Raw genomic sequence first — 19,545 nt, 5'->3', positions numbered from 1 at the left:
GCGGGGCATTGGGCCGGCATGGCCAGCGTTGCCTGTCGCGGTTGCGGGCGGGAGGTGTCCTAGCGGCCCTTGGCGCGCGCGCCTTTCCTGGCGGGCGCGCGCGACGTCTCCTTGGCCGGCGGCGCGGCGGCCGCCGTTACCTGTTCCATCCAGGCCAGCGCCTCGGTGTAGGTCACGAACTGCTGCAGATAGCCCGGCGACAGCTCGCGCATCAGCGACAGGGCGCGGTGCACCAGTTGGTTGGAATTGAGCGGGCCGGCGTTCTTGTGCACCTGCTCCTGCGACTGGCGCACCTGGCGGTCGGCGCTCAGGCCGGACCAGATCTCGCGCAGCCCGTCCAGCACCGGCATGTCCGGATAAGCGTCGCGGCGCGCCTGCGCGGCGATGGCGTCGGGATCTTCGCCGGGGGCGCCAGGGTAGGCGAGATACGCCGCCAGCTCGGCCAGCGGTCCGCGCGCGGGCTTGGGAACCGCCATGGCCGGCGCGGGGCTGGCGTCGGGCGTAGCGGCATCGTCCAGCCCTTCGGCGGCGGCGTTGGCCGCGCTGGCCGCGGCGATGCGCGCCGCATACGCCTGCAGCAACTGCGCCAGTCGCTCGTCCAGCCGGGCGCGGGCGGCGCCGGCGTGGGCGGCCGCGCGCCGGGCCAGCGCCTCGATGAATTGGAAGCCGACCGGATCGAGCCGGTCGTCGCCGCGCTCGCGCCAGGCCTGCAAGATGGCGGACGTGGCCTCGGCGGACGTGGCGTCGGCGGGCACGGCATCCGCGCCGGCCGTCAGCGCCAGGCCCAGGCCGCCATCACTGGCCACGCGCGGCCTCCGTGCCGTTGGACGGCTTGGGAAGGGGCATGATCTCGACCCGGCGATTCTTCGCGCGGCCTTCCTCGTCGGCGTTCGAGGCCACCGGCTGCTCGGCGCCGAAGGCGGCGGCGAACACCAGGGACGACGGCACGCCTTCGTCGATCAGGGCGCGGGTCACCGTCAGCGCGCGCTGCGCCGACAGGTCCCAGTTGTCGGCAAAGCGCCGGTTGCCTTCGCGCACCTGCTGGTCGTCGGTGAAACCGCTGACCATCAGGATCTCGTCATTGGCCTTCAGGTAGGCCGACAGCGGTTCGATCAGGCTTTTCAGCACCTCGCGGCCTTCCGGCTGCAACTGGTCGGAATTGAGCGCGAACAGCACGCTGCCGCTGATGCCGATGCGGCCGTTGATGAGCGTCACGCGGCCGGCCGCCAGCGGCGCGGCCAGGGCCTGCTCCAGCGTCTGGCGGCGCTGGGTCTCTTCCTGGCGCTGCTTGACCTCCTGTTCCAGCTGGGTCGACAGCTCGAGCTGCACGGCCACCACGCTCACCAGGATCAGCACGAAGGCGCCCAGCAGCACCGACATCAGGTCGCCGAAGACGGCCCAGGCCGGCACCGCGGGTTCCACGCCGCCGTCGATGTCCTCGCCCGCGCTCATGCCGCCTGCGCTCCGGCGGTGGCGGCGCGCTGGCTGGCCAGCTCGCGCAGGTTCTCGACGATCTGCTTCTGCGACATGGTGCTCAGGTCGACCACTTCACGCGCCTGCGCCACGTAGTAGGCCAGCTGTTCGTCGCCACGGGCGATGGACTTGTCCAGCGCCGCCTCGATGCGTTCCAGGTGCGCCACCAGCTTGTCGTTGGACTCGCCGAACAGGCGCACCGCGGCGCCGAAGGCTTCGCCCAGGCTGGCCACTTCGGCCGCGCCGCTGGTCACTTGCGCGGCCACGTCGTCCAGGCGGGCGGTCTCGGATTCGACCTGCTCGGTGAACTGCGCGCCGACCCGGTCCAGCAGGTCCGACGACGACGACACCAGCGCATCGACCGCGCTGCGCTGTTCGCTGGAGGCGTGGTTGACCGCGTCCAGCAGCGTCGCCAGCGTGTCCAGCAGGCGGTTGCGTTCTTCCAGCATGGCGTTGTCGTAGGCCAGGCTGTCAGAAAGTTTCTGGCGCAATTCGCCAATGACTTCGGCGGCCGCGCGCGGCGCTTCGGAGGCGGCCTGCATCAGCTGGCCGATCTCGGCGATGGTGCCGCTGGCGTGGGCCTCGGTCTGGGTGGCGATGTCCTGCGCGGTCCGGGCCAGGGTGGCGCAGATCTCCTGCTGCAGGGCGGCGCTGCGGGCGCCGGCCTGTTCCCATTCCTGGCGCAGCGCCTCGGCCATGCGGCCCAGCTCGCCGGTCCAGGCGGCCAGGCGTTCCTGGTCGCGCGCGGCCAGTTCGGCCTGCAGGCCGGCCTGCGACTGGCCCAGGGTCTGCAGCAGCGATGCCGAATGCTGCTCGAAGGCGGACGCCGCCGTGGTCAGGGCCTGCTGGTTGTCGCTGGCCAGTTTCTCGTTGGCCAGTTCCTGGCGCACCTGCGCCTCGGTCCAGGCCTGGGTCACGCCGCCGGCCGCCGTTTCCAGGCGGGTCGACAGGTTCTCCAGCAACGCGGCCTGCGCCTGGGTCTGGGCGGTCAGGTCCTGCGCGGTGCGGGCCAGCAACTGTTCCAGTTCCTGGTGGCGGGCGGCGGTCTGCTCGCCGGCCTGGCGCCATTGGCGGCCCAGTTCGGCGGCCATGTCGCCCAGCGAGGCGTGCCAGGCGGCCAGGCGCGCTTCGTCGCGCGAGGCCAGGGCGGCCTGCAGGTCGGCATGCGACTGGTCCAGCGTGCGCAGCAGCGACGCGGAATGCTGTTCGAAGGCGGCGGCGGCGGTGGCCAGGGCCTGTTGCGTGTCGCCGGCCAGCTTCTCGCTGGTCAGCTCCTGGCGCACCTGCGCCTCGGTCCAGGCCTGGGTCACGCCGGTGGCGGCGGATTCGATGCGGGCGGCCACGGTGTCCAGCAGCGCGGCCTGCGCTTCAGAGCGGCTCGCCAGGTCCTGCGCGGTCCGCGCCAGCGTCTGGCTGACTTCCTGCTGGCGGGCGGCGGCTTGCGCGCCGGCCTGTTCCCACTCGCGGCCGAGCTTGTCGGTCAGGGCGCCGAGCGTGCCGGCCCAGGCGGCCAGGCGCTGCTCGTCGCGCGAGGCCAGGGCGGCCTGCAGGTCGGCGTGCGACTGGTCCAGCGTGCGCAGCAGCGTCGAGGCGTGCTGCTCGAAGGTGGCGGCGGCGGCGGCCAGGGCCTCGCGGTTGTCGCCGGCCAGCTTGTCGCTGACCTGCGACTGGCGCTCCAGCGCCTCGTGCCATTGCGCCGAGACGTTGCCGGCGGCGCTTTCCAGGCGCGCCGAGACGTTCTCCAGCAGGCCGGCCTGGGTCCGCGCGTGTTCGGTCAGTTCCTGCGCGCTGCGCGCCAGGGCCTGGTTGATTTCGAGCTGGCGCTCGGCGGCCTGCGCGCCGGCCTGCTGCCATTCCTGGCGCAGGGTGGCCGACAGGGCGCCCAGGGTTTCGGTCCACGCGGCCAGGCGTTGCTGGTCGCGCGAGGCCAGTTCGGATTGCAGGGCGGTGTGCGACTGGTTCAGGGTGCGCAGCAGCGACGCCGAATGCTGCTCGAAGCTGGCGGCGGCGGCCGTCAGCGCCTGCAGGTTGTCGCCGGCCAGTTTCTCGCTGGCGCGCTCCTGGCGGCTCAGCGCCACGTTCCAGGCCTCGGACATGCTGCCCGAGGACGCCTCCAGGCGTTCGGACACGCTGTCCAGCAGGGCGGCCGAGCGCTGTTCGAAGGTCTGGGCGAAGCGGTCCAGCGAATCGCGCAGGTCCTGCGCCAGGGTTTCGCTGGCGCGCTGCTGCCCGGCCAGCGCCTGGTTCCAGATGCCGGCCACGTTGCTGGTGGCGGCCTGCAGGCCGGCGGTCATGCCGTCCAGCTGGCGTTGCACCGCCTGGGTCACGCTTTCGTGCAGCGAGGCGGTTTCGCGCGACAGGCCGGCCATGGTGGCCTCGACCGCGGGCTGCAGCGCCGCGCCGGCCGAGCGGGCGCTTTCGGCCACGCTTTCCTTCATCGATTGTTCCATCACGGCGGCCAGGCGGGCGTAGGCCGCCTCGGCCTTGCCCTGGAATGCGTCCTGGCTGGCGAGCTGGCGCTCGTTCAGCGTGTGGTTCTGCTGTTCCAGGTTGCGCATCATGGCGTCCAGGCGGTCGACCAGCGCCGGCATGGCCTCGGCCTGCCGTTGCAGCACTTCGGCCTGGCGTTGCAGCAGCTTGAAGCTCTCTTCGCGCTGGTGGCCCTGGGTGTACAGACGCAGCGTGGTCGCGGCTTTGGCGTCGAGCAGTTGCGCCGCCTGGATGCGGTCGCGCCGGCACAGCGCGGCCAGCAGGCCCAGCATGGCGGACGTGGCGACGCCGGCGATCGAGGTGCCGAAGGCGAAGCCCAGGCCCTTGACCGGCGCGGCCAGCGAGGCGCGGATGGCGGCCAGGTCGGTGGCGCTTTCCAGGGCGGTGCCGGTGCCGCGCAGCGTCACTACCATGCCCAGGAAGGTGCCCAGCATGCCCAGCAGCACCAGCAGGCCGACCAGGTAGGGCGCCAGCGCCGGGCCAGGCAGGCCCACGCGCTCGCCCTCGACGCGCAGCCGCACCGCGTTGCGCAGCCCGGCCGGCAGTTGCTCGAGCCAGCCGCCCAGGCTGGCGGGGGCTTCCGACAGGTTGCCGACCGCGCGTCTCAAGGACGAGGTGGCCTGTTGGTAGCGCAGCAATTCAAGCGCCCCGGCCAGGTAGCAGGCGCAGATCAGCAGGGTGACGGCCAGCGCCAGCGGGTTGGTGCCCGCATAGCCCGCGCCGATCCAGCCGGCCACGGCCAGGCCGCTGAGGAAAACAACGATATTGATCAGATACTTGGACATAGTGTCCCGGTTAGCTGGCGCGAAGGGCGGCAAGCAGCCCCTCCACCGGTTGTAAACGAATATCCAGTTCGGCCAGCAGCACGCTACGCATGTCCTTGCGGAACGTCTCCAGCCACGCGCCCGGTGTGGGCGCGGGTAAAGCGGGTTGCGGCGCCGCCACCGCGGCCTGCGCGGGCGCGGCGGCGCCGGTGGGGGCGTCATCAGGCGCGCTGTCCCCCGGCGCGGCTTGCGCCTGGGCATCGGCCCGCGGCTCGTCCCCGCTTCCGGCCTGGGCCTCGGCGTGCGCCTGCGCTTCGGCTTGCGCTAGCGCCGCCGCCTCCAGCGCGGCCTGTTCGGCCAGCCGCAGCCGGTCGAAATGTCCTTGCAACAGCTTCGGAATCGCGCCCAGCAGCGTCCGCTCGCGCGGCAGCAGGGCGCGGTCCATGATGGCGTCCACCACCGCCAGCCGCGTCATCTCGGGCGTCTTGGCCGCGACCATGCCGCGCAGGCGGCTGCGCAGGTTGCCGATGCTGGTCTCCATCGTGTGCTGCAACGACAGATAGCGCTGACGAAAATTCGAGTAATCGGCGTCGTCGGCCTGCAGCGCCGCCACCTTGGCGGGCACCTGCCCCGGCAGCAGCCGCTTGGCGGCCGTGGCCGCGGTGTCGCTGGCGATGGCATCGGCCAGCGTAGTGCGCACGCGCTCGCACTCGCGCTCCTCGGCGCTGCCGAACGCGCGCGCGCCGGGCGCGATCGCCGGCGGGCGGTTGTTCAGGGCGGCGGACAGGGCAATCGCGTCCGTCCAGCCGAGCCATTGGCTCAGATGATCCGACAACGGTTGCCGCGATTGCGGGACGTCGACATCCGTCAGGCGAGTCAGCAAGCGAATGAGCGTCGGGCCGCTTAAACCTGTGCGCTGTGGGGCTTGCAACATACCACCAGAGTCAAAAAGGGGGGAGTTTACACGCTGGCGGGGGCTCGCTGGGTCGGAAAGCGGCCGCCGCGCTAGCGCCTGCAACAATTTGTCAGGACGGCGCGGGGGCAGGGGTCGCGGGAAACCCGCGGCGCTGGCGCCGCGATCTCGGAAGTGGACGATAAGCGCGGCAAAGAAGAACGCCCGCCGGGGATGCCGGCGGGCGTTGCGGAGTGGCGAAGATCAGGCGCCGGCGCGCGGCCGGCGCACCGCGCGGACCCGGCTGCTGTTGGAGCCGCCGCCGCAATAGAGCACATCGCCGCCGTCCGATTCCAGGCCGGACACGTAGGCGCCGGGCGGCATCGCCAAGCGTTCCAGCACCTCGCCGTTGGCGGGGTCCAGCCGCCGCAGCTCGCTGGCGTCATCCTCCCAGGTGCCGTGCCACAGGCTGCCATCGACCCAGGTGACGCCGGTGACGTAGCGGTCGGACTCGATGGTGCGCAGGATGGCGCCGGTGGCGGGATCGACCTGGTGGATCTTGCGGTCCTTGTAGCGGGCGATCCAGAGCATGCCTTCGGCCCAGGTCATGCCCGAATTGCCGCCGCCTTCCGGGGCCGGCACGGTGGCCAGCACGCGCCCCGATGCCGGGTCGATTTTCTGGATGATGCTGTCGGCCAGCTGGTAGAGGTGCTTGCCATCGAAGGCGGTCCCGGCGCGGGCGATGACGTCGATCGTGCGAACCACGTCGCCGCTGGCCGGGTCCAGGGCGTGCAGCTTGTCGCCGACCGCGATCCAGATGCGGCTGCCGTCGTACGAGACGCCGTGCACGTCGGTGACGCCGGGGAACGGGCCGTATTCACGGAGGATTTCTGCGGGCTTGGTTTTCATGACGGTGTCCTTGTTCGGGGGGAATGACACTTCCATGCTAGGCATTCGGCAGCGGAGCCGGGAGTAACAATGTCGTCGCGAAACCGGGCAGGGGCGGCGTGATCCAGCGCCGCGCCCGGCCGCGGCCGAGCGAATGCGCCTGGCCGGAGGCCGCCAGCGCGTCCAGGGCGCGCTGCACCTGGCGTTGGCTGGCGCCGCTGGCCAGCGCCAGCGCTGAACTGGACCACGCCTGGCCGTCGGCCAGCAGCGCCAGCACAGCGGCGTGGCGGTCCTGCACCGGGGGCGTCAGCACGGCGACGGCGCCCGTCGCGGGCATCAATGCGAAGCCTTGCCGTGTCGCCCGGATCTCGGCCAAGGGCGCCAGGACCGCCCGCAAACGGCCGATTTCCACCCTCAGTCGCGCGCGGTGCGAGTCGTCCGGATGGCGGGTGCGGAAAGCCAACGCAATCAATGCGTCGCGCGGCGCGTCGCCCGGCCACGCCCGGCCCAGCGCCTGCGCCAGGGTGAAGAGCACGGGCCGGCTGGCCAGGGCCAGGGTGCGGCCCGCGCCGTGCACCGCATAGCGGCAGGCGTCGATCACCAGCGTGTCGGACGCGAGCAGCGCTTGCACCTGCTCCAGGCGCAGCACCTGCGTGTCGCCGGCGCGGTGCAGGTGCGCGGCCGGCGCCTTCAGCACGAGCGACGCCTGGCGCACCTCGGCCCGCAGGGCCGGGATGCCGGCCGCGCGGGCGGCCCGCGCGGCCCGGGCCAGCGCGGCGCGCGCCGCCGTGGCTTGCACGCGCCGCAGCGCGATGCCTGCCAGGGCCAGCTCGTGCACCGCCCGCAAGGCGGGCGGAAAGGGGGCGGGGTTCAGGTCCGACAGCACCTGTTCGGCCTGCTCCAGGCGTCCCATCAGGATCAGGCGGCGGCCGGCCAGGTAGCCGGCATAGGCCGCATTGCGCCGGTCACCATGGCGCTCGAGCGTGGCGCGGGCGGCATCGAGCGCCGCCGCGGGCCAGCCCAGGTCGCGCGAGGCCAGCGCGATCTCGGCCTCGGCCACCACGCAGCGGGCCCGCGCCACCGGTTCCCGGGTGCCGAACGCGCGGGCGGCGCGCCGCACCAGGACGCGGGCGCGGTCGAAATCGCCCAACTGCGCCAGCGCGATGCCGCGCAGCGCCAGGCCCGGCGCGTCGTCGCGCAACGCCACCCGGGCCAGCGCGCCCAGCGGGTCGCCGCTGGCCAGCGCCCGCGCCGCGGCCATGATCAGCCCGTCCATGACGATCCCGCCATCGTTGCCGTTCCCCCTTGCCACGTCCATTCGTGGATGCCGCCAATCTACCACCGCGCTGCGGGCGCGGGGAGTTGGTCCGCTATTGCGGCCGGCGGCCGGATAGCGAGGTCTATCGCGCGGCTTCTCGGACCCGTTCCTATCGTCGGCCGCGGGGGCGTTCGATAAGTTGGGCGGGCAATCACTTATTGCCAAACGCGCCCGTCCGGCCGCCCGCCAGCGAGCCGCGCACGGCGCCGTGCATCGGTCCTCTCCATCGATCCCTTCCGCTCATGTCCGCGCTTCGTTCCCTGGTTGTCTGGTTGGTGCTGTCCACGCAGGTCTGGACGCCCGCGCTGGCGCAGACCCTGCCCATCTCCGTGGACAAGAGCGTGGCCGGCCAGCGGCCCGTGGTGGGCGTGAGCCGCGGCGTGCCGGTGGTCGACATCGCGCCGCCGTCGGCCGGCGGCGTTTCCAACAACCGTTTCACCCAGTTCAATGTCGGCCCCTCGGGCGTGGTGCTGAACAACAGCGGCGCGGGCCGCCAGACGCAACTGGCCGGCCCGGTGGCCGGCAATCCCATGCTGGGCGACCGGCATGCGGGCATCATCCTGAACCAGGTCACCGCACCCAATCCTTCCCAATTGGCGGGCATGCTGGAAGTGGCGGGCCATCGCGCCAGCGTCATCGTCGCCAACCCCGCCGGCATTAGTTGCGACGGCTGCGGTTTCCTCAACGCCAACCGCGCCACGCTGACCACGGGCAAGCCCGTCATCGGCGCGGATGGCGCCTTGGGTTTCGACGTCACCGAAGGTCGCCTGGCGATCGAAGGGGCGGGGCTGTACGGCGCCAACCTGGGCCGGCTCGACCTGCTGGCCCGGGCATTGGAAATCAACGCCGAGGTCTGGGCCGACCGCCTCGACGTGACGGCGGGCGCCGCCCATGTCGACTACGCCTCGGGCGCGGTCGCCGCGCGCACGGGCGATGGGCCGGCGCCCGTCGTCTCGCTCGACACGGCGGCGCTTGGCGGCATGTACGCCAACAGCATCCGTCTCATCGGCACCGAGGCCGGCGTGGGCGTGAACATCGGCGGCAACCTGGCGGCGCTGACCGGCGGCCTGTCGGTCGACGTCAATGGCGACGTCCGGATCCAGCCGTCGGGCCGCCTGCAGGCCGCCGCCGACCTGTCGCTGCGTGGCGCGGGCGACATCGTCAACGATGGCGCGCTGGCCGCCGCCGGCCCGCTGGCGCTGCGGGCCGCCAATACGGTGGCGAACAACGGGGCGATATCGTCGGGGGCCAGCGCCGCCATCCGCGGCGATACGCTGGATTTGTCAGGTGGCAAGCTGGTGGCAGGGGCAGAACTGGCCCTGGATGCCGGCGGCGCGCTCGCCAATCGTGGCGGCGCCCTGTATGGCGGGTCGGTCACGCTGCGCGCCGGCAGCCTGGACAATCGCGGCGGCAAGCTCGCCAGCGGCGCCACGCTCAGCGGCCGGGTGATGGGCGCGCTTGATAACACCGGTGGCACGGTGGCCGGCGCGGGCCTCGTGGACCTCGGCGCCGGATCCATCGTCAATGCGTCCGGCGGCGTGGCGTCCGCGCAGGACGTCCGCCTGCACGGCGACGCCGGCATCGACAACCGGGGCGGCACGATCCAGGCCGGCGGCGCGACGCGCGTCGACACCGGCGGCGCATTCGACAACCGTGGCGGCAAGCTGCTGGGCGACACGCTTGCGCTGGAAGCGGCCGACGTCGACAACCGCGATGGCGTCCTGCGGGCCGAAGGCCAACTGGCGCTCGACGCGGCGGGGGCGCTGCGCAACCAGGGCGGCCGCCTGTATGGGGGGATCGCCGACGTCCGCGCCGCCCGCATCGACAACGCCGGCGGCAAGGTCCTGGGCGGCGAACTCACGCTGCACGCGCGGGAGGTGGCGAACGCTGGCGGCCTGATCGCGGCCAATGTCCTCACGCTTCAGGCGCAAGGCGTGCTCGACAACCGCGCCGGCCTGATCCAGGGCGACGACGCGTTGGTCCTGCACGCGGGCCGCCTGGACAATCGCGATACCTTGGCCGGCAGCGTCGAGGTTGCCAACGTTGCCGCCGGCGCCAGCGCGGCCGACGCCGTCCTAGGCTTGGCGGGGGCGCGCATCACGCTGGAGACCGACGTCCTGGACAACCAGGCGGGCCGCGTGGGCGCCAGCCGCGAGCTGGACCTGACCACCGGCGCGCTTGAGAACACCGGCGGTCGGCTGGCATCGCAAGGCGACGCCCGGCTGCACGTGCGCGAACTGGCCAATGCCGACGGCGAGGTGGCCGCTGGCGGTGCGCTCACCCTGGCTGCCGGCGATCTGCGCAACGACGGACGGATCCATGCCGGCCAGGACCTGCAGCTCAGCGCCGACACGCTGACCAATGGCGTGGCCGGTGAACTCATCGGCGTGCGCAATATCGATCTGGCCATCGGCGGCGATCTGGCCAATGCCGGCCTGATCGACGGCGGCTACACCCGTATTCAGGCCGGCAGCCTGCGCAACGGCGGCCGCATCTACGGCGACCGTATTGCCGTCCAGGCGCCCGTGCTGGTGAACGACGCCGACGCCGTCATCGCCTCGCGCGGGGATATGGACCTGGGCGTGGACACGCTGGTCAACCGCGGACACGCGTTGCTGTATGCGGCGGGCGACCTGCGGGCGGGACGCGGGCTGGACCCCGCCGGCCTGGCGACGGGGCAGGCCGCCACGCTCACCAACGAGTCAGCCACCATCGAGGCCGGCGGCGATGTCCGCATCGCGGCGGAAAGCATCCAGAACCTCAACCCGCATTTCGCGAGCGAAGTGGTCCCGGTCAGCCACGCCGAGCGCAAGATCTAATACCGCCTGGAGAACGGCACCGAACTGCTGGACGGCGCCACGACGTGGCTGTGCGATTCGGTCACCACGTCGTGCGGCAAGGATCCCGCTTTCCTGAACGACGATCCGGACCGCAGCCTGTTGCTGCCATCCGCCCAATATCCGGAATCGCGCTACGGGCCGCCGTTCGATTACGTGCCCCGGATCAAGGGCGAGGAAGGCCGCGACGCGCCCATTCCGCCTGCCTATGAACGGGTATGGACAGGGGGGCTTTCCCCATCATGGATATCCGTCCCGCGCTACGAGGCCGGCGATCGCGTCTGGCAGGTGTTCGGCGTGCAGGAGCCCGTGCCCGTGCCGCCTTTGCAGGCGGGAAATTGCGGCGGCAAGCGCTGCGACGATGTCTCCACCCCGGAACGCGAAGCGGCGCTGGCGATCAACAAGTCCCGGCATGACGCGCTGCAGGCCAGGATTCGCGCTTTCAACGCCGACTTCAACCGGCGCCTGGTCCGCAATTTCTTCTACTACATCGTGCGGGAGGACGTTAGCGAGACCCGCGTCACGTCGACCGACCCCGCCCGCATCGTGGCGGGCGGCGAAGCCACTTTCACGGGCGCCGTCACCAACGACAAGAGCCGCATCATCGCCGGGGGCGCCTTGAGCGTGGAGGGCCCGGGCATCGACAACCGCGGCGCGCAGGGCGAGCGGCGGGTCACGCGCGTCGGGACGGCGGTGCATACCGTCACCCGCAGGCGCCACCGCAAGGAGTCGCGGTCGCATTACGAAGACACGGCCGGTTCCCGGCGCCTGGCAGTGGCCGTGGGGACGGTCAAGGACCACGCCGATCCTGCCGACAACGGCCCCGCGGCGCCGCCACCGGCCACGGCGCCACGGCCCACGGCCGGCGTCGTGCCCCGCCCGCGCCCGGCCGCCCGGATCGTCGAGGTCGACGCGCCCGGCGGGCAGGCGGTGCGCGTCGTCACGTTGCCGCCGGTCCTGCCGACCAACAGGCTGTACCGGGTGATTCCGTCGCCCGAGGCGCCGGCGCTGATCGTCACCGACCGCCAGTTCATTGGCTCGCGCGCCATCGTTTCCAGCGATCTCCTGCTGCGCCGGATCAACCGCGATCCGGGCCTGGTCCTCAAGCGCCTGGGCGACGGCTTCTACGAACAGAAGCAGGTCGCCGAACAGATCATGCTGGCCACCGGCAGGCGCTTCGTCGGGGACTACACCGACAACGAATCCCAGTACAAGGCCTTGCTCGCCGCCGGCGCCGATGTTGCCGGCCGGTTCGGCCTTACGCTGGGCACCGCGCTCACCGAAGACCAGATGCGCCAGCTGAGCGGCGACATCGTCTGGCTGGTGGAAACCACCGTCACGTTGCCGGACGGTTCGCGCCAGCAGGTGCTGGCCCCGCAGGTCTACCTGGCCGTCAAGGCGGGCGACCTGCGGGGCGATGGCACCTTGATCGCCGGCGGCGATACGCGGATCAGCGTGGCCGGCGACGTTGCCAACAGCGGCACGCTGGGCGCGCGCAACGCGTTGATCGTCGATGGCCGCAACATACGCAACACGGTCGGCACGCTCCAGGGCGGCAGCATCGACCTGAACGCCCGCAACGACATCGACAACCTCGCGGGCCTGCTCAAGGGCGGCACGGTCACGCTCCGGGCCGGCCGCGATGTCAACCTCGCCGCTTCGACGCGGTCGGACGCCAGCGGCGGCGTTTCCAGCACGCGCATCGACGGCGTCGCGCGCATCGATGCCGACGCGTTCGACATACAGGCCGACCACGACATCGCCATCCAGGCCGGCGTCATCAGCGCCACCGGCAATGGCCGTCTGCGGGCCGGCCACGACATCGACCTGGGTACCGCCGAGACCCGCTACGCCGAGTCTTTCCATTACGACAGCCGCAACCGCGCCGAGATGCGCGCCGTTGCCGACGTGGGCACGCGCATCGCGGCCGGCGGCGATCTGCTCCTGTTCGCCGGCAACGATGTCAACGCCCGCGCCGCGGATGTCTCGGCCGGCCAGCGCCTGGGCGTGGCAGCCACGCGCGACATCAATGTGCTGGCTGGCAACGCCGCCGGCCACACCTACAACGAGACCTACTTCAAGGAAAAGGGCTTCCTGTCCAGCAGAAAGACGCATCGCAAGAGCGAGGCCGACTGGACCGAGGCCGTGTCGTCCACTTTCACTGGCGACCGGGTCAGGTTGATGGCGCGGCGCGACGTGAATGTGGCCGGTTCCAATGTCGCCGCCCAGAACCAACTGACCCTCGCGGGCGGCCGCGATGTCAGCATCGCCGCCGTCGGCAACACCTCCAGGGGATATGAATACAGCAAGGTCGCCAAATCGGGCTTCGGCGCGTTGGGAGGCATCAGCTACGGCACGCGCCAGGTCACGGATGCGGTCGACACGCATCGCGGCCTGAATACCGGCAGCGCCATCGGCAGCGTGGCCGGCAATGTCCTGATCGACGCGGGATCGTCATTGGCCGTGACCGGCAGCGACGTGCTGGCCCGCCAGGGCAACATCGCCCTGACCGGCCGCGACATCCGCATCGCCGGCGGCGCCGATACCCTGCGCCAGCGCGAGTTGCATGAAATCCGGCAAACCGGCTTGACCGTCACGGCCAGCACGCCTGTCGTCGATGCCGCGCGCACCGGCATCCGCATGGCCGAGGCCGGCAGGAAGGTGGACAACCCCATCATGGCGACCCTGGCCGGCGGCACGGCCGGCCTGGCCGCCCGCAACGCCTATGACGCGGTCAAGGCCGATCCCGGCAGCGCGGGCGGCGCCCGTATCGGCATCGGCCTGGGCAGCAGCACTCAAACCACCACGATGGACCGGCGGGAAACGCTGTCCACCGGTAGCCGCATCGCGGCGGGCGGGGATCTCCTGATCGCGGCGCGCGGCGGCGGCGAGACCTCGACCCTGACCATCACCGGATCCGACGTGTCCGCGGGCAACGACGCCCTGCTGCGGGCCGAGGGCGACATCCTGCTGCGCGCCGCCAGCAACCATACCGAGCAGAACACCCGCAGCAAGAGCCGCGGTGCCTCCATCGGCGTGAGCGTGGCGGTCGGCAAGGACCGGTCCGGTCTCATGCTCGACGTGGGCGTCAGCGGCGGGCGCGGGCGCGAGGACGGTAGCGACGTCACCTGGCGCCCGAGCCGCGTCACGGCGGGCAATGTGCTCGACCTGCAATCCGGCGGCGACACCGGCCTCGTCGGCGCCTCCGCCCGTGGCCGGCGGATCGTGGCCGATATCGCCAAGAACCTGCGCATCGAAAGCCTGCAGGACATCAGCATCTACGCGGCCAGCAACAGTAACGCGGGAATCGCCGCCAGCCTTTGCCTGTATTACTGCGCCGGCCAGGGGGGCTCCATCAGCGGCAGCCTCGGGGCCGGCGCCATGAAGAGCGACTGGCGCTCGGTCACCGATCAGGCCGGCCTGTGGGCGGGCGACCAAGGGTTCCAGGTCGACGTGGGGCGCAACACCAGCCTGGTCGGCGGCGTCATCGCCGGCAGCGGCAGGGGAGGCGAAGACGGCGCCAACCGCCTGTCGACCGGCACGCTGCACGTGGCGGACATCGACAACCGCGCCCGGTACAGCGGCCACCAGATCGGAATCAGCGGCGGCTACAACATCGGCGCCGCCACGGGCGACGCCAGCCACCCGGCCGCCACCGGCGCCAACGTGGGCGAACAGGCCGAAGGCGGGGCGCGCGCCAGCGGCCCGGGCGCGCCCCAGTCCAAGCCCGGCCTGGCCGCGAACGCGCCGGCCATTGCCGCCGCCGGCGGCAAGGCCGACTCAAGCACGCGCAGCGCCATCAGCGTCGGCAGCATCACGATCCGCGATCCGGCGGGCCAGCAGGCGCTCACCAACACATCGGCGGACGAGGTCATCGCCTCGCTCAACCGCGAAACCGCGGGCGCGTTGAACACGCTCAAGCCGATCTTCGACAAGGAGAAGATCCAGGCAGGCTTCGACATCGCATCCGAAGCGGCGCGGCAGACCGGCCAGTTCCTGACGAATCGGGCGGCCGAAGCCAAGGCGCTCAAGGACGCCATGGACGCGGCCCCGGAAGGCCGGGCCAAGGAACACCTGCGCGCGCGGTACGAGGACGTCCGGAAATGGGCGCCGGGCGGCGGATACCGCGAAGCGCTGACGGCAGTGACCCTGGCCGCCGGCGGCAACGTGACGGGCGGAGCGAGCCAGTTCGTGCAGGCGGCGGCCGTGGATTATCTGCAAAGCCTGGGCGCCGCCAGGATCAAGGAAATCGCGCCGCTGCTGGGCGGCGAAGGCTCCCCGGGCCACGTGGCCTTGCACGCATTGCTCGGCTGCGCGGGCGCCGCCGCAACCGGCGCAAGCTGCGGCGCAGGCGCCTCCGGTGCGTCCGCGGCCGTCGTCATCGGCCAGCTCATGGAGCACGCGCTTGGCGAGCCGACGAGCAAGCTCGATCCGGCGGAGCGCGAAGCGCGCATCAACCTGGTGACCAGCCTGCTGGGCGGATTGACGGCGGCGTTGGACCCGACTGCCGTGGCGGCGGTGAATGACGCGGCGCGGCTTGAATTGGAGAACAACCAGGCTGTGGTCTTGCCGCCGCCGGCTATGGGTCCGGCCTCGATTGGCGGCACGCTTGGCGGAGTGGGGCGGCGCGGGTCCAACGGCGTATCGAGCGCGGACGAGAACATTGCACGCCACCTGACGCGGGCGTGGAACTGGCTATTCGAGACGGATAGCGGGCCGGAAGAAGCCAGAGGGCCGCTCGAGACGCCGGCCGTGCCGCCGGGCGGTGATGCGCGGGTGCCGGGGTATGCGGGGGATAGACGCGAGACGGGGGGTACGCCTGGGTATGAGGCGGACCGTGGGAGTCCGGGCACGCCGAGCTATGACGCGGAGGGGAATCCGCATCCGGGCGGTAGTTTTACGCCGATGCCGGGGCCGCAAGGGCCCACGGTCATCTTGAGTGAAGATTCAAAGAATATTCATGACATTCTTAGGCCGAACGGAAATCTTATTGGGATTGTCAGCAAAGGATCTACTGAAAATATTCGGACTGTTTCTTCAAGTGAATTTAATAAAATTAAAGGCGATCTCTTGAGTGGCGCCACAGAGTCGGGTGCCTATGCAAAGGGTGACGGAACTTGGTACACCCTTCCGGGTGGAGGGCGTGTAGGTGTTCGGGTATCACGCAATTTCGGGATGACGTTGGATATTAATATTCCTGGCCTCCCTTCTGATCTTAAGATCCATCAAAAATGAATAATGAACCTGTGAATAAATATTTCGGCACTCCCATGAGCGAGTGGATAGCTCGAGTGCCTAACGAATTGGGAGTAGATGCTGTGGGGCTATGGCAGATTATTCCGGTGGGTGCCGATCATTTTGGGCTGTCTGGCGCGGAGCTGGAAGATTTTTCACGTAGATGCATTGTTGCTCTTCTTGAAAAAGGAGCAGTGCCTGTGCGACCTGCTCCATCTCCCATTTTTTGGGAACCTGATTCCGCATACCGAGGATCTCATGAAGATATCGCAAGGCAGATCGTCGATGAATGGAAAAATAACAAATTAGTGCCAGATCACGATGGATTATGGTTTTGTCTTCCCGATGATTGCGCGGGATAGTTTAGAAGGAAGCTCAACGGCAGATGCGGTGGTTCCTGTCGAAGTGAGACTCATGGATTACAGGGGCTAAGCAACTCGCGGAAGATGTTCGCTCATTCTCTGCCGAAGCGGGACATGTCTGGATTATTGAAATTCCGGGTGAGGCGGTCGACAAGTCATATGATCCCGAAACAATGGGTTGGCTCATGACTCCGATTTAAGAAACGCCTCGGTAACTTCTGAGCAGTTAGGGAATATATTGCAACGAGTTAAGGGGGCGAAAGATATCACAGACATCAAGATTGTTGGAAACTAATATGCCTAATAGAGTTTGCGCATGCGGCCATTTGTTTCGGTTGGGAGAAATTCCTTCCCGTGATCAGTGGTTAGTGATTTCTGATATTGCTTATGATGATTTTTTTTCTAATGATGCGAATGCGGAAGAGATCTATAAATCGATGAAAATATTGCTGAAATGCCCGAATTGTGCTCGTTTGTCAGTTTTTTGGGATGGATTCGAAAAATCAGCGTCAATTTACGCGTTGGATAAGTGAATCTGTACGAATTGTGCGCTTGGAGGAGGGTGCTGGTTGTCTTTTATATCGGGTGAATTCTAGACTCTAAGCGGGAATGCGCATTTTGCACTCAGAAACGTTCTTACGATATGCCGGGATATACGGAGGCTTGGGTAGCCGAGGTACACCGAGCTATGACGTGGATGGGTGACTATTCTTGCCGATCCACGGATCGACTCAAATCATCACGGCGTTTCCTGAGATTTCCCTGATTATGACGTATGTACACTTCGCAGTTGTTAATGAAGCATGCCCGGTCTGCGGGCAGGGGCGCGTTCTTGTCGCCTTAGAGGAAGATCATCATTCACTTTTTGTCATATGCGAGGACTGCGAATCTGAATGGAATGAGCCCCGGGAGTCGCACGATGCTTCGAAAGCCGGTCGTGATCAACACTCATTCTTGCGCTGTTTGGAGTTTAATGAGATGAAAGGGCATTCGTGGTATGTCATGGTTGTCAATAAATAATTTCTCTAAGATAGGTTTTCAGGCTGCATTGAAATAAAAACGGCTCTTCTGTGTGGGCATATATTAGATGCTCCGGATAATAGAGAGTTGTTCTTGGTCGAGATCAAGGGCTCGGCTGCTTGGCTCGGAAAAGATAAGTATGGGAATGCATGGTCAGCTCAGATTTTTTCCTAATGGAAAGCAACTCTCGGCTCCAACGAGAAATTGGGGAAATGTGGAAAGTAGCTATTAATGAAAAATCCATAGGGTTTGATCCTGAGGCTGGATTGGCATCGCCAAATAGGCCGGGGTGGAAATGATGAAAGAGCAAGTTCTAACAGTTGAAGAAGCATATCGAGCGATGTTCTATTTTCTTGAGGGAGAGTATGAGCTAACAAAGTCTGATGAGCTGGGGGGGAATCCTTGGTTCATTGCCATGGCATATTTGGACGGATGGGAGACCCGCTGATCCTGCTGCGTGGCAGGACTGGGAAACCGCTGTGCGAAAGGCGTTGTCGACCAATGATAAGGTTTCTTGGAAATCCGGGGATTCAGAAATTTAGTAAACGTGTTGTAAGGCAGAGTGGCCCATAAATGACCTGGTGTATTAAGGTAAGTGGTATGAGCCTACTTGACCGGATTGTCTTGAGCTTGATTGGAAAATGGGTGTCAGCCTGCAATTGCGTCGTGTTGAAGCGGGAAGGCTTAGATAAGCGATCTCGCTCGGGAATTATCGAAGGTGTTTCAAACCCATGTACGTACTGAAAGACTTCTGCTGGAAAACCGCGCCAGAAAAATTCCGGTTTCGTAAGTTGACTCCCACCGACGGCGCCTCGCCCTCATCGCAAGGCAAGGACAACCTGGACGCGTTGGCCAAGGATCAGGCGGCCGGGCGCGTCGACGCCGAGGACTGCGCCTGGGGCGCGCAGATCTTCCTGGACTGCCCTGTGACAATGCCGCGCAGCAAGGGCTCGTGAGCGGATCACGGATCCTTGGTGGCCTGGGTCTTCATGCGCCCACGGGTAGAATCCGATACGCCATATCCATGAAGCATCCAAGATGAGCGAGCATTTTTCCGACGACGAAATCCAGTCGCTTCGACAACACGGCATCGCCCTGTTCGCCGACCGTGTCCTGATCGCGGTCCAACCGCCCATGAGCGAGGCGCGCATCGATGAGATCGAAGCGATGTGCGCCGGCCCCTTGCCCGGTGCGCTGCGCGAATTGTGGCGCCTGACCGCCGGCGGTGAATTGGCCTATGACCTGCATGCGCGGATGGACGGCAACGAAGAAGCGCTTAGTTGGTCCGAACTGTTCTATGACGGCAGCGACCACTACCGCGACCTGGCGGGCTGGATCGAGCACGAGCAGGAATGCGCCGAAGAGGCCGCCGGGGAACGCGGCGAGGCCTGGGACGGCAAGCTGCGTTATCTGCCCATCGGCGGTTTCGAATATTGCGACCGCATTTATGTGTGCCTGGAGCCGGGCGCGCAGGCCGGCGGCATCGTGGCCTGGAAGCAGGGGCTGCCGGGCTGGACGCACGCGCTGCAACAGGATGGCGTTGCGACGATCGCGGCCGATCTGCTTGGCGCGTTTGCCGAGCTGTGCCTGGAGGAAGATCCCGAGGACCCCGACAGCACGGGGATACGCCTGCTGGAGTATCTGGACGAGCGCGTGGCGGATCACGGCATGCCGCAGGCCTTGGCGGACAAGCTGACGGCGTTCTACCGGCGCGCTTTGGTGGACTGGCGCGGACCGTTGGCGGCCGGGACGCTGGGGCGGTCGCCGCGGCTGGCCAATCTGGCATTGAGGCACGCGCTGGCCAACGATGACGGCGCGCTGGTCGGCCAGTTGGCGGCGCAGGGCATGCGCCTGGATCAGCCGTTGCGTGGCAGCGCGACGGCGCTGGATGTGGCGTTGATGCAGCATGCCCACGCGGCGGCGCAGGCGCTGTTGCGGGCCGACGCGCCGGTCAGCGCGGATGTGTTGCATCGCTTCGATCGCCAGCCGCCCGCCGAGTTGGTGGCGCAGTTACTGGCGCGCGGGGCGCGGGCCGACGGCCTGGGCGCCGCGCGTTGCGTGGCATGCGGCGCGCCCGATGCCGCGCGCCTCATCGTTGCCGCTGGTGGCGAGGGGATGGGCGCCGCGTATGCCGAGGCGCGCGACGCCATGCTGACACGCTACGAGGAAGACCTGCGCCGCGTGCGCGCCGGCAAGCTGGGGCACTACCTGGGCGCGGACGGCCTGGCCGAGCGCATCGCGAACCTGCGGGCGTTTTCGATCTGAG

At 68.2% G+C, this 19,545-nt stretch carries 12 protein-coding genes; 6 read left to right on the top strand and 6 right to left on the bottom strand.

The window, feature by feature from the left end; genetic code table 11:
• Positions 1-59: 59 nt before the first annotated feature.
• From AT699_RS16065 to AT699_RS16040, 6 genes are all read right to left on the bottom strand, one after another.
• A complete protein-coding gene (locus tag AT699_RS16065; RefSeq protein WP_024069101.1) occupies positions 60-806 on the bottom strand; it encodes a DUF2894 domain-containing protein in 747 nt (248 codons plus the stop codon).
• Entirely contained in the window at positions 796-1,452 is a 657-nt protein-coding gene (locus AT699_RS16060; RefSeq protein ID WP_024069100.1) for an OmpA family protein, read from the bottom strand. The genes AT699_RS16065 and AT699_RS16060 overlap by 11 nt, the downstream gene beginning before the upstream one ends.
• Positions 1,449-4,748 (bottom strand): DUF802 domain-containing protein, encoded by a 3,300-nt coding sequence (locus AT699_RS16055; protein WP_024069099.1) that lies wholly within the window; start codon positions 4,746-4,748, stop codon positions 1,449-1,451. The genes AT699_RS16060 and AT699_RS16055 overlap by 4 nt, the downstream gene beginning before the upstream one ends.
• Positions 4,749-4,758: 10 nt before the next feature.
• Positions 4,759-5,661: a DUF3348 domain-containing protein gene (locus tag AT699_RS16050; RefSeq protein WP_054471443.1), complete on the bottom strand. Its 903-nt coding sequence runs from the start codon at positions 5,659-5,661 to the stop codon at positions 4,759-4,761.
• Positions 5,662-5,883: 222 nt separating this feature from the next.
• Positions 5,884-6,528: a Vgb family protein gene (locus AT699_RS16045; RefSeq protein ID WP_006384951.1), complete on the bottom strand. Its 645-nt coding sequence runs from the start codon at positions 6,526-6,528 to the stop codon at positions 5,884-5,886.
• Between the two features lie 37 nt (positions 6,529-6,565).
• The gene (locus AT699_RS16040) at positions 6,566-7,783 is read right to left on the bottom strand and encodes a hypothetical protein (RefSeq protein WP_024069096.1); all 1,218 of its coding nucleotides are present in this window, start codon (positions 7,781-7,783) and stop codon (positions 6,566-6,568) included.
• A gap of 284 nt (positions 7,784-8,067) precedes the next feature.
• Between AT699_RS16040 and AT699_RS16035 the strand changes: the two genes are divergently transcribed.
• The 6 genes from AT699_RS16035 to AT699_RS16020 all read left to right on the top strand — a co-directional run bounded on the left by AT699_RS16035 (position 8,068) and on the right by AT699_RS16020 (position 19,544).
• Positions 8,068-10,644, top strand: a complete 2,577-nt coding sequence (locus AT699_RS16035; protein WP_058207335.1) for a filamentous hemagglutinin N-terminal domain-containing protein — start codon at positions 8,068-8,070, stop codon at positions 10,642-10,644.
• A 120-nt stretch (positions 10,645-10,764) separates the two neighbouring features.
• Positions 10,765-15,897, top strand: a complete 5,133-nt coding sequence (locus AT699_RS16030; RefSeq protein ID WP_058207334.1) for a hemagglutinin repeat-containing protein — start codon at positions 10,765-10,767, stop codon at positions 15,895-15,897.
• Entirely contained in the window at positions 15,894-16,259 is a 366-nt protein-coding gene (locus AT699_RS31555) for a hypothetical protein (RefSeq protein ID WP_131727081.1), read from the top strand. The genes AT699_RS16030 and AT699_RS31555 overlap by 4 nt, the downstream gene beginning before the upstream one ends.
• Positions 16,260-16,555: 296 nt before the next feature.
• Complete coding sequence (locus AT699_RS31550) at positions 16,556-16,792, top strand: hypothetical protein (RefSeq protein ID WP_131727082.1); 237 nt, start codon at positions 16,556-16,558, stop codon at positions 16,790-16,792.
• Positions 16,793-18,070: 1,278 nt separating this feature from the next.
• A complete protein-coding gene (locus AT699_RS31545) occupies positions 18,071-18,235 on the top strand; it encodes a hypothetical protein (protein ID WP_024069095.1) in 165 nt (54 codons plus the stop codon).
• 82 nt (positions 18,236-18,317) lie between these two features.
• On the top strand, positions 18,318-19,544 hold the full coding sequence (locus AT699_RS16020) for an SMI1/KNR4 family protein (protein WP_024069094.1): 1,227 nt from the start codon (positions 18,318-18,320) through the stop codon (positions 19,542-19,544).
• Position 19,545: the final 1 nt, after the last annotated feature.

Source organism: Achromobacter xylosoxidans, assembly GCF_001457475.1.
Taxonomy (GTDB): domain Bacteria; phylum Pseudomonadota; class Gammaproteobacteria; order Burkholderiales; family Burkholderiaceae_B; genus Achromobacter; species Achromobacter xylosoxidans.
Note: the sequence above shows the minus strand (reverse complement) of the source record. Positions and strands in the feature narration are given on the sequence as shown.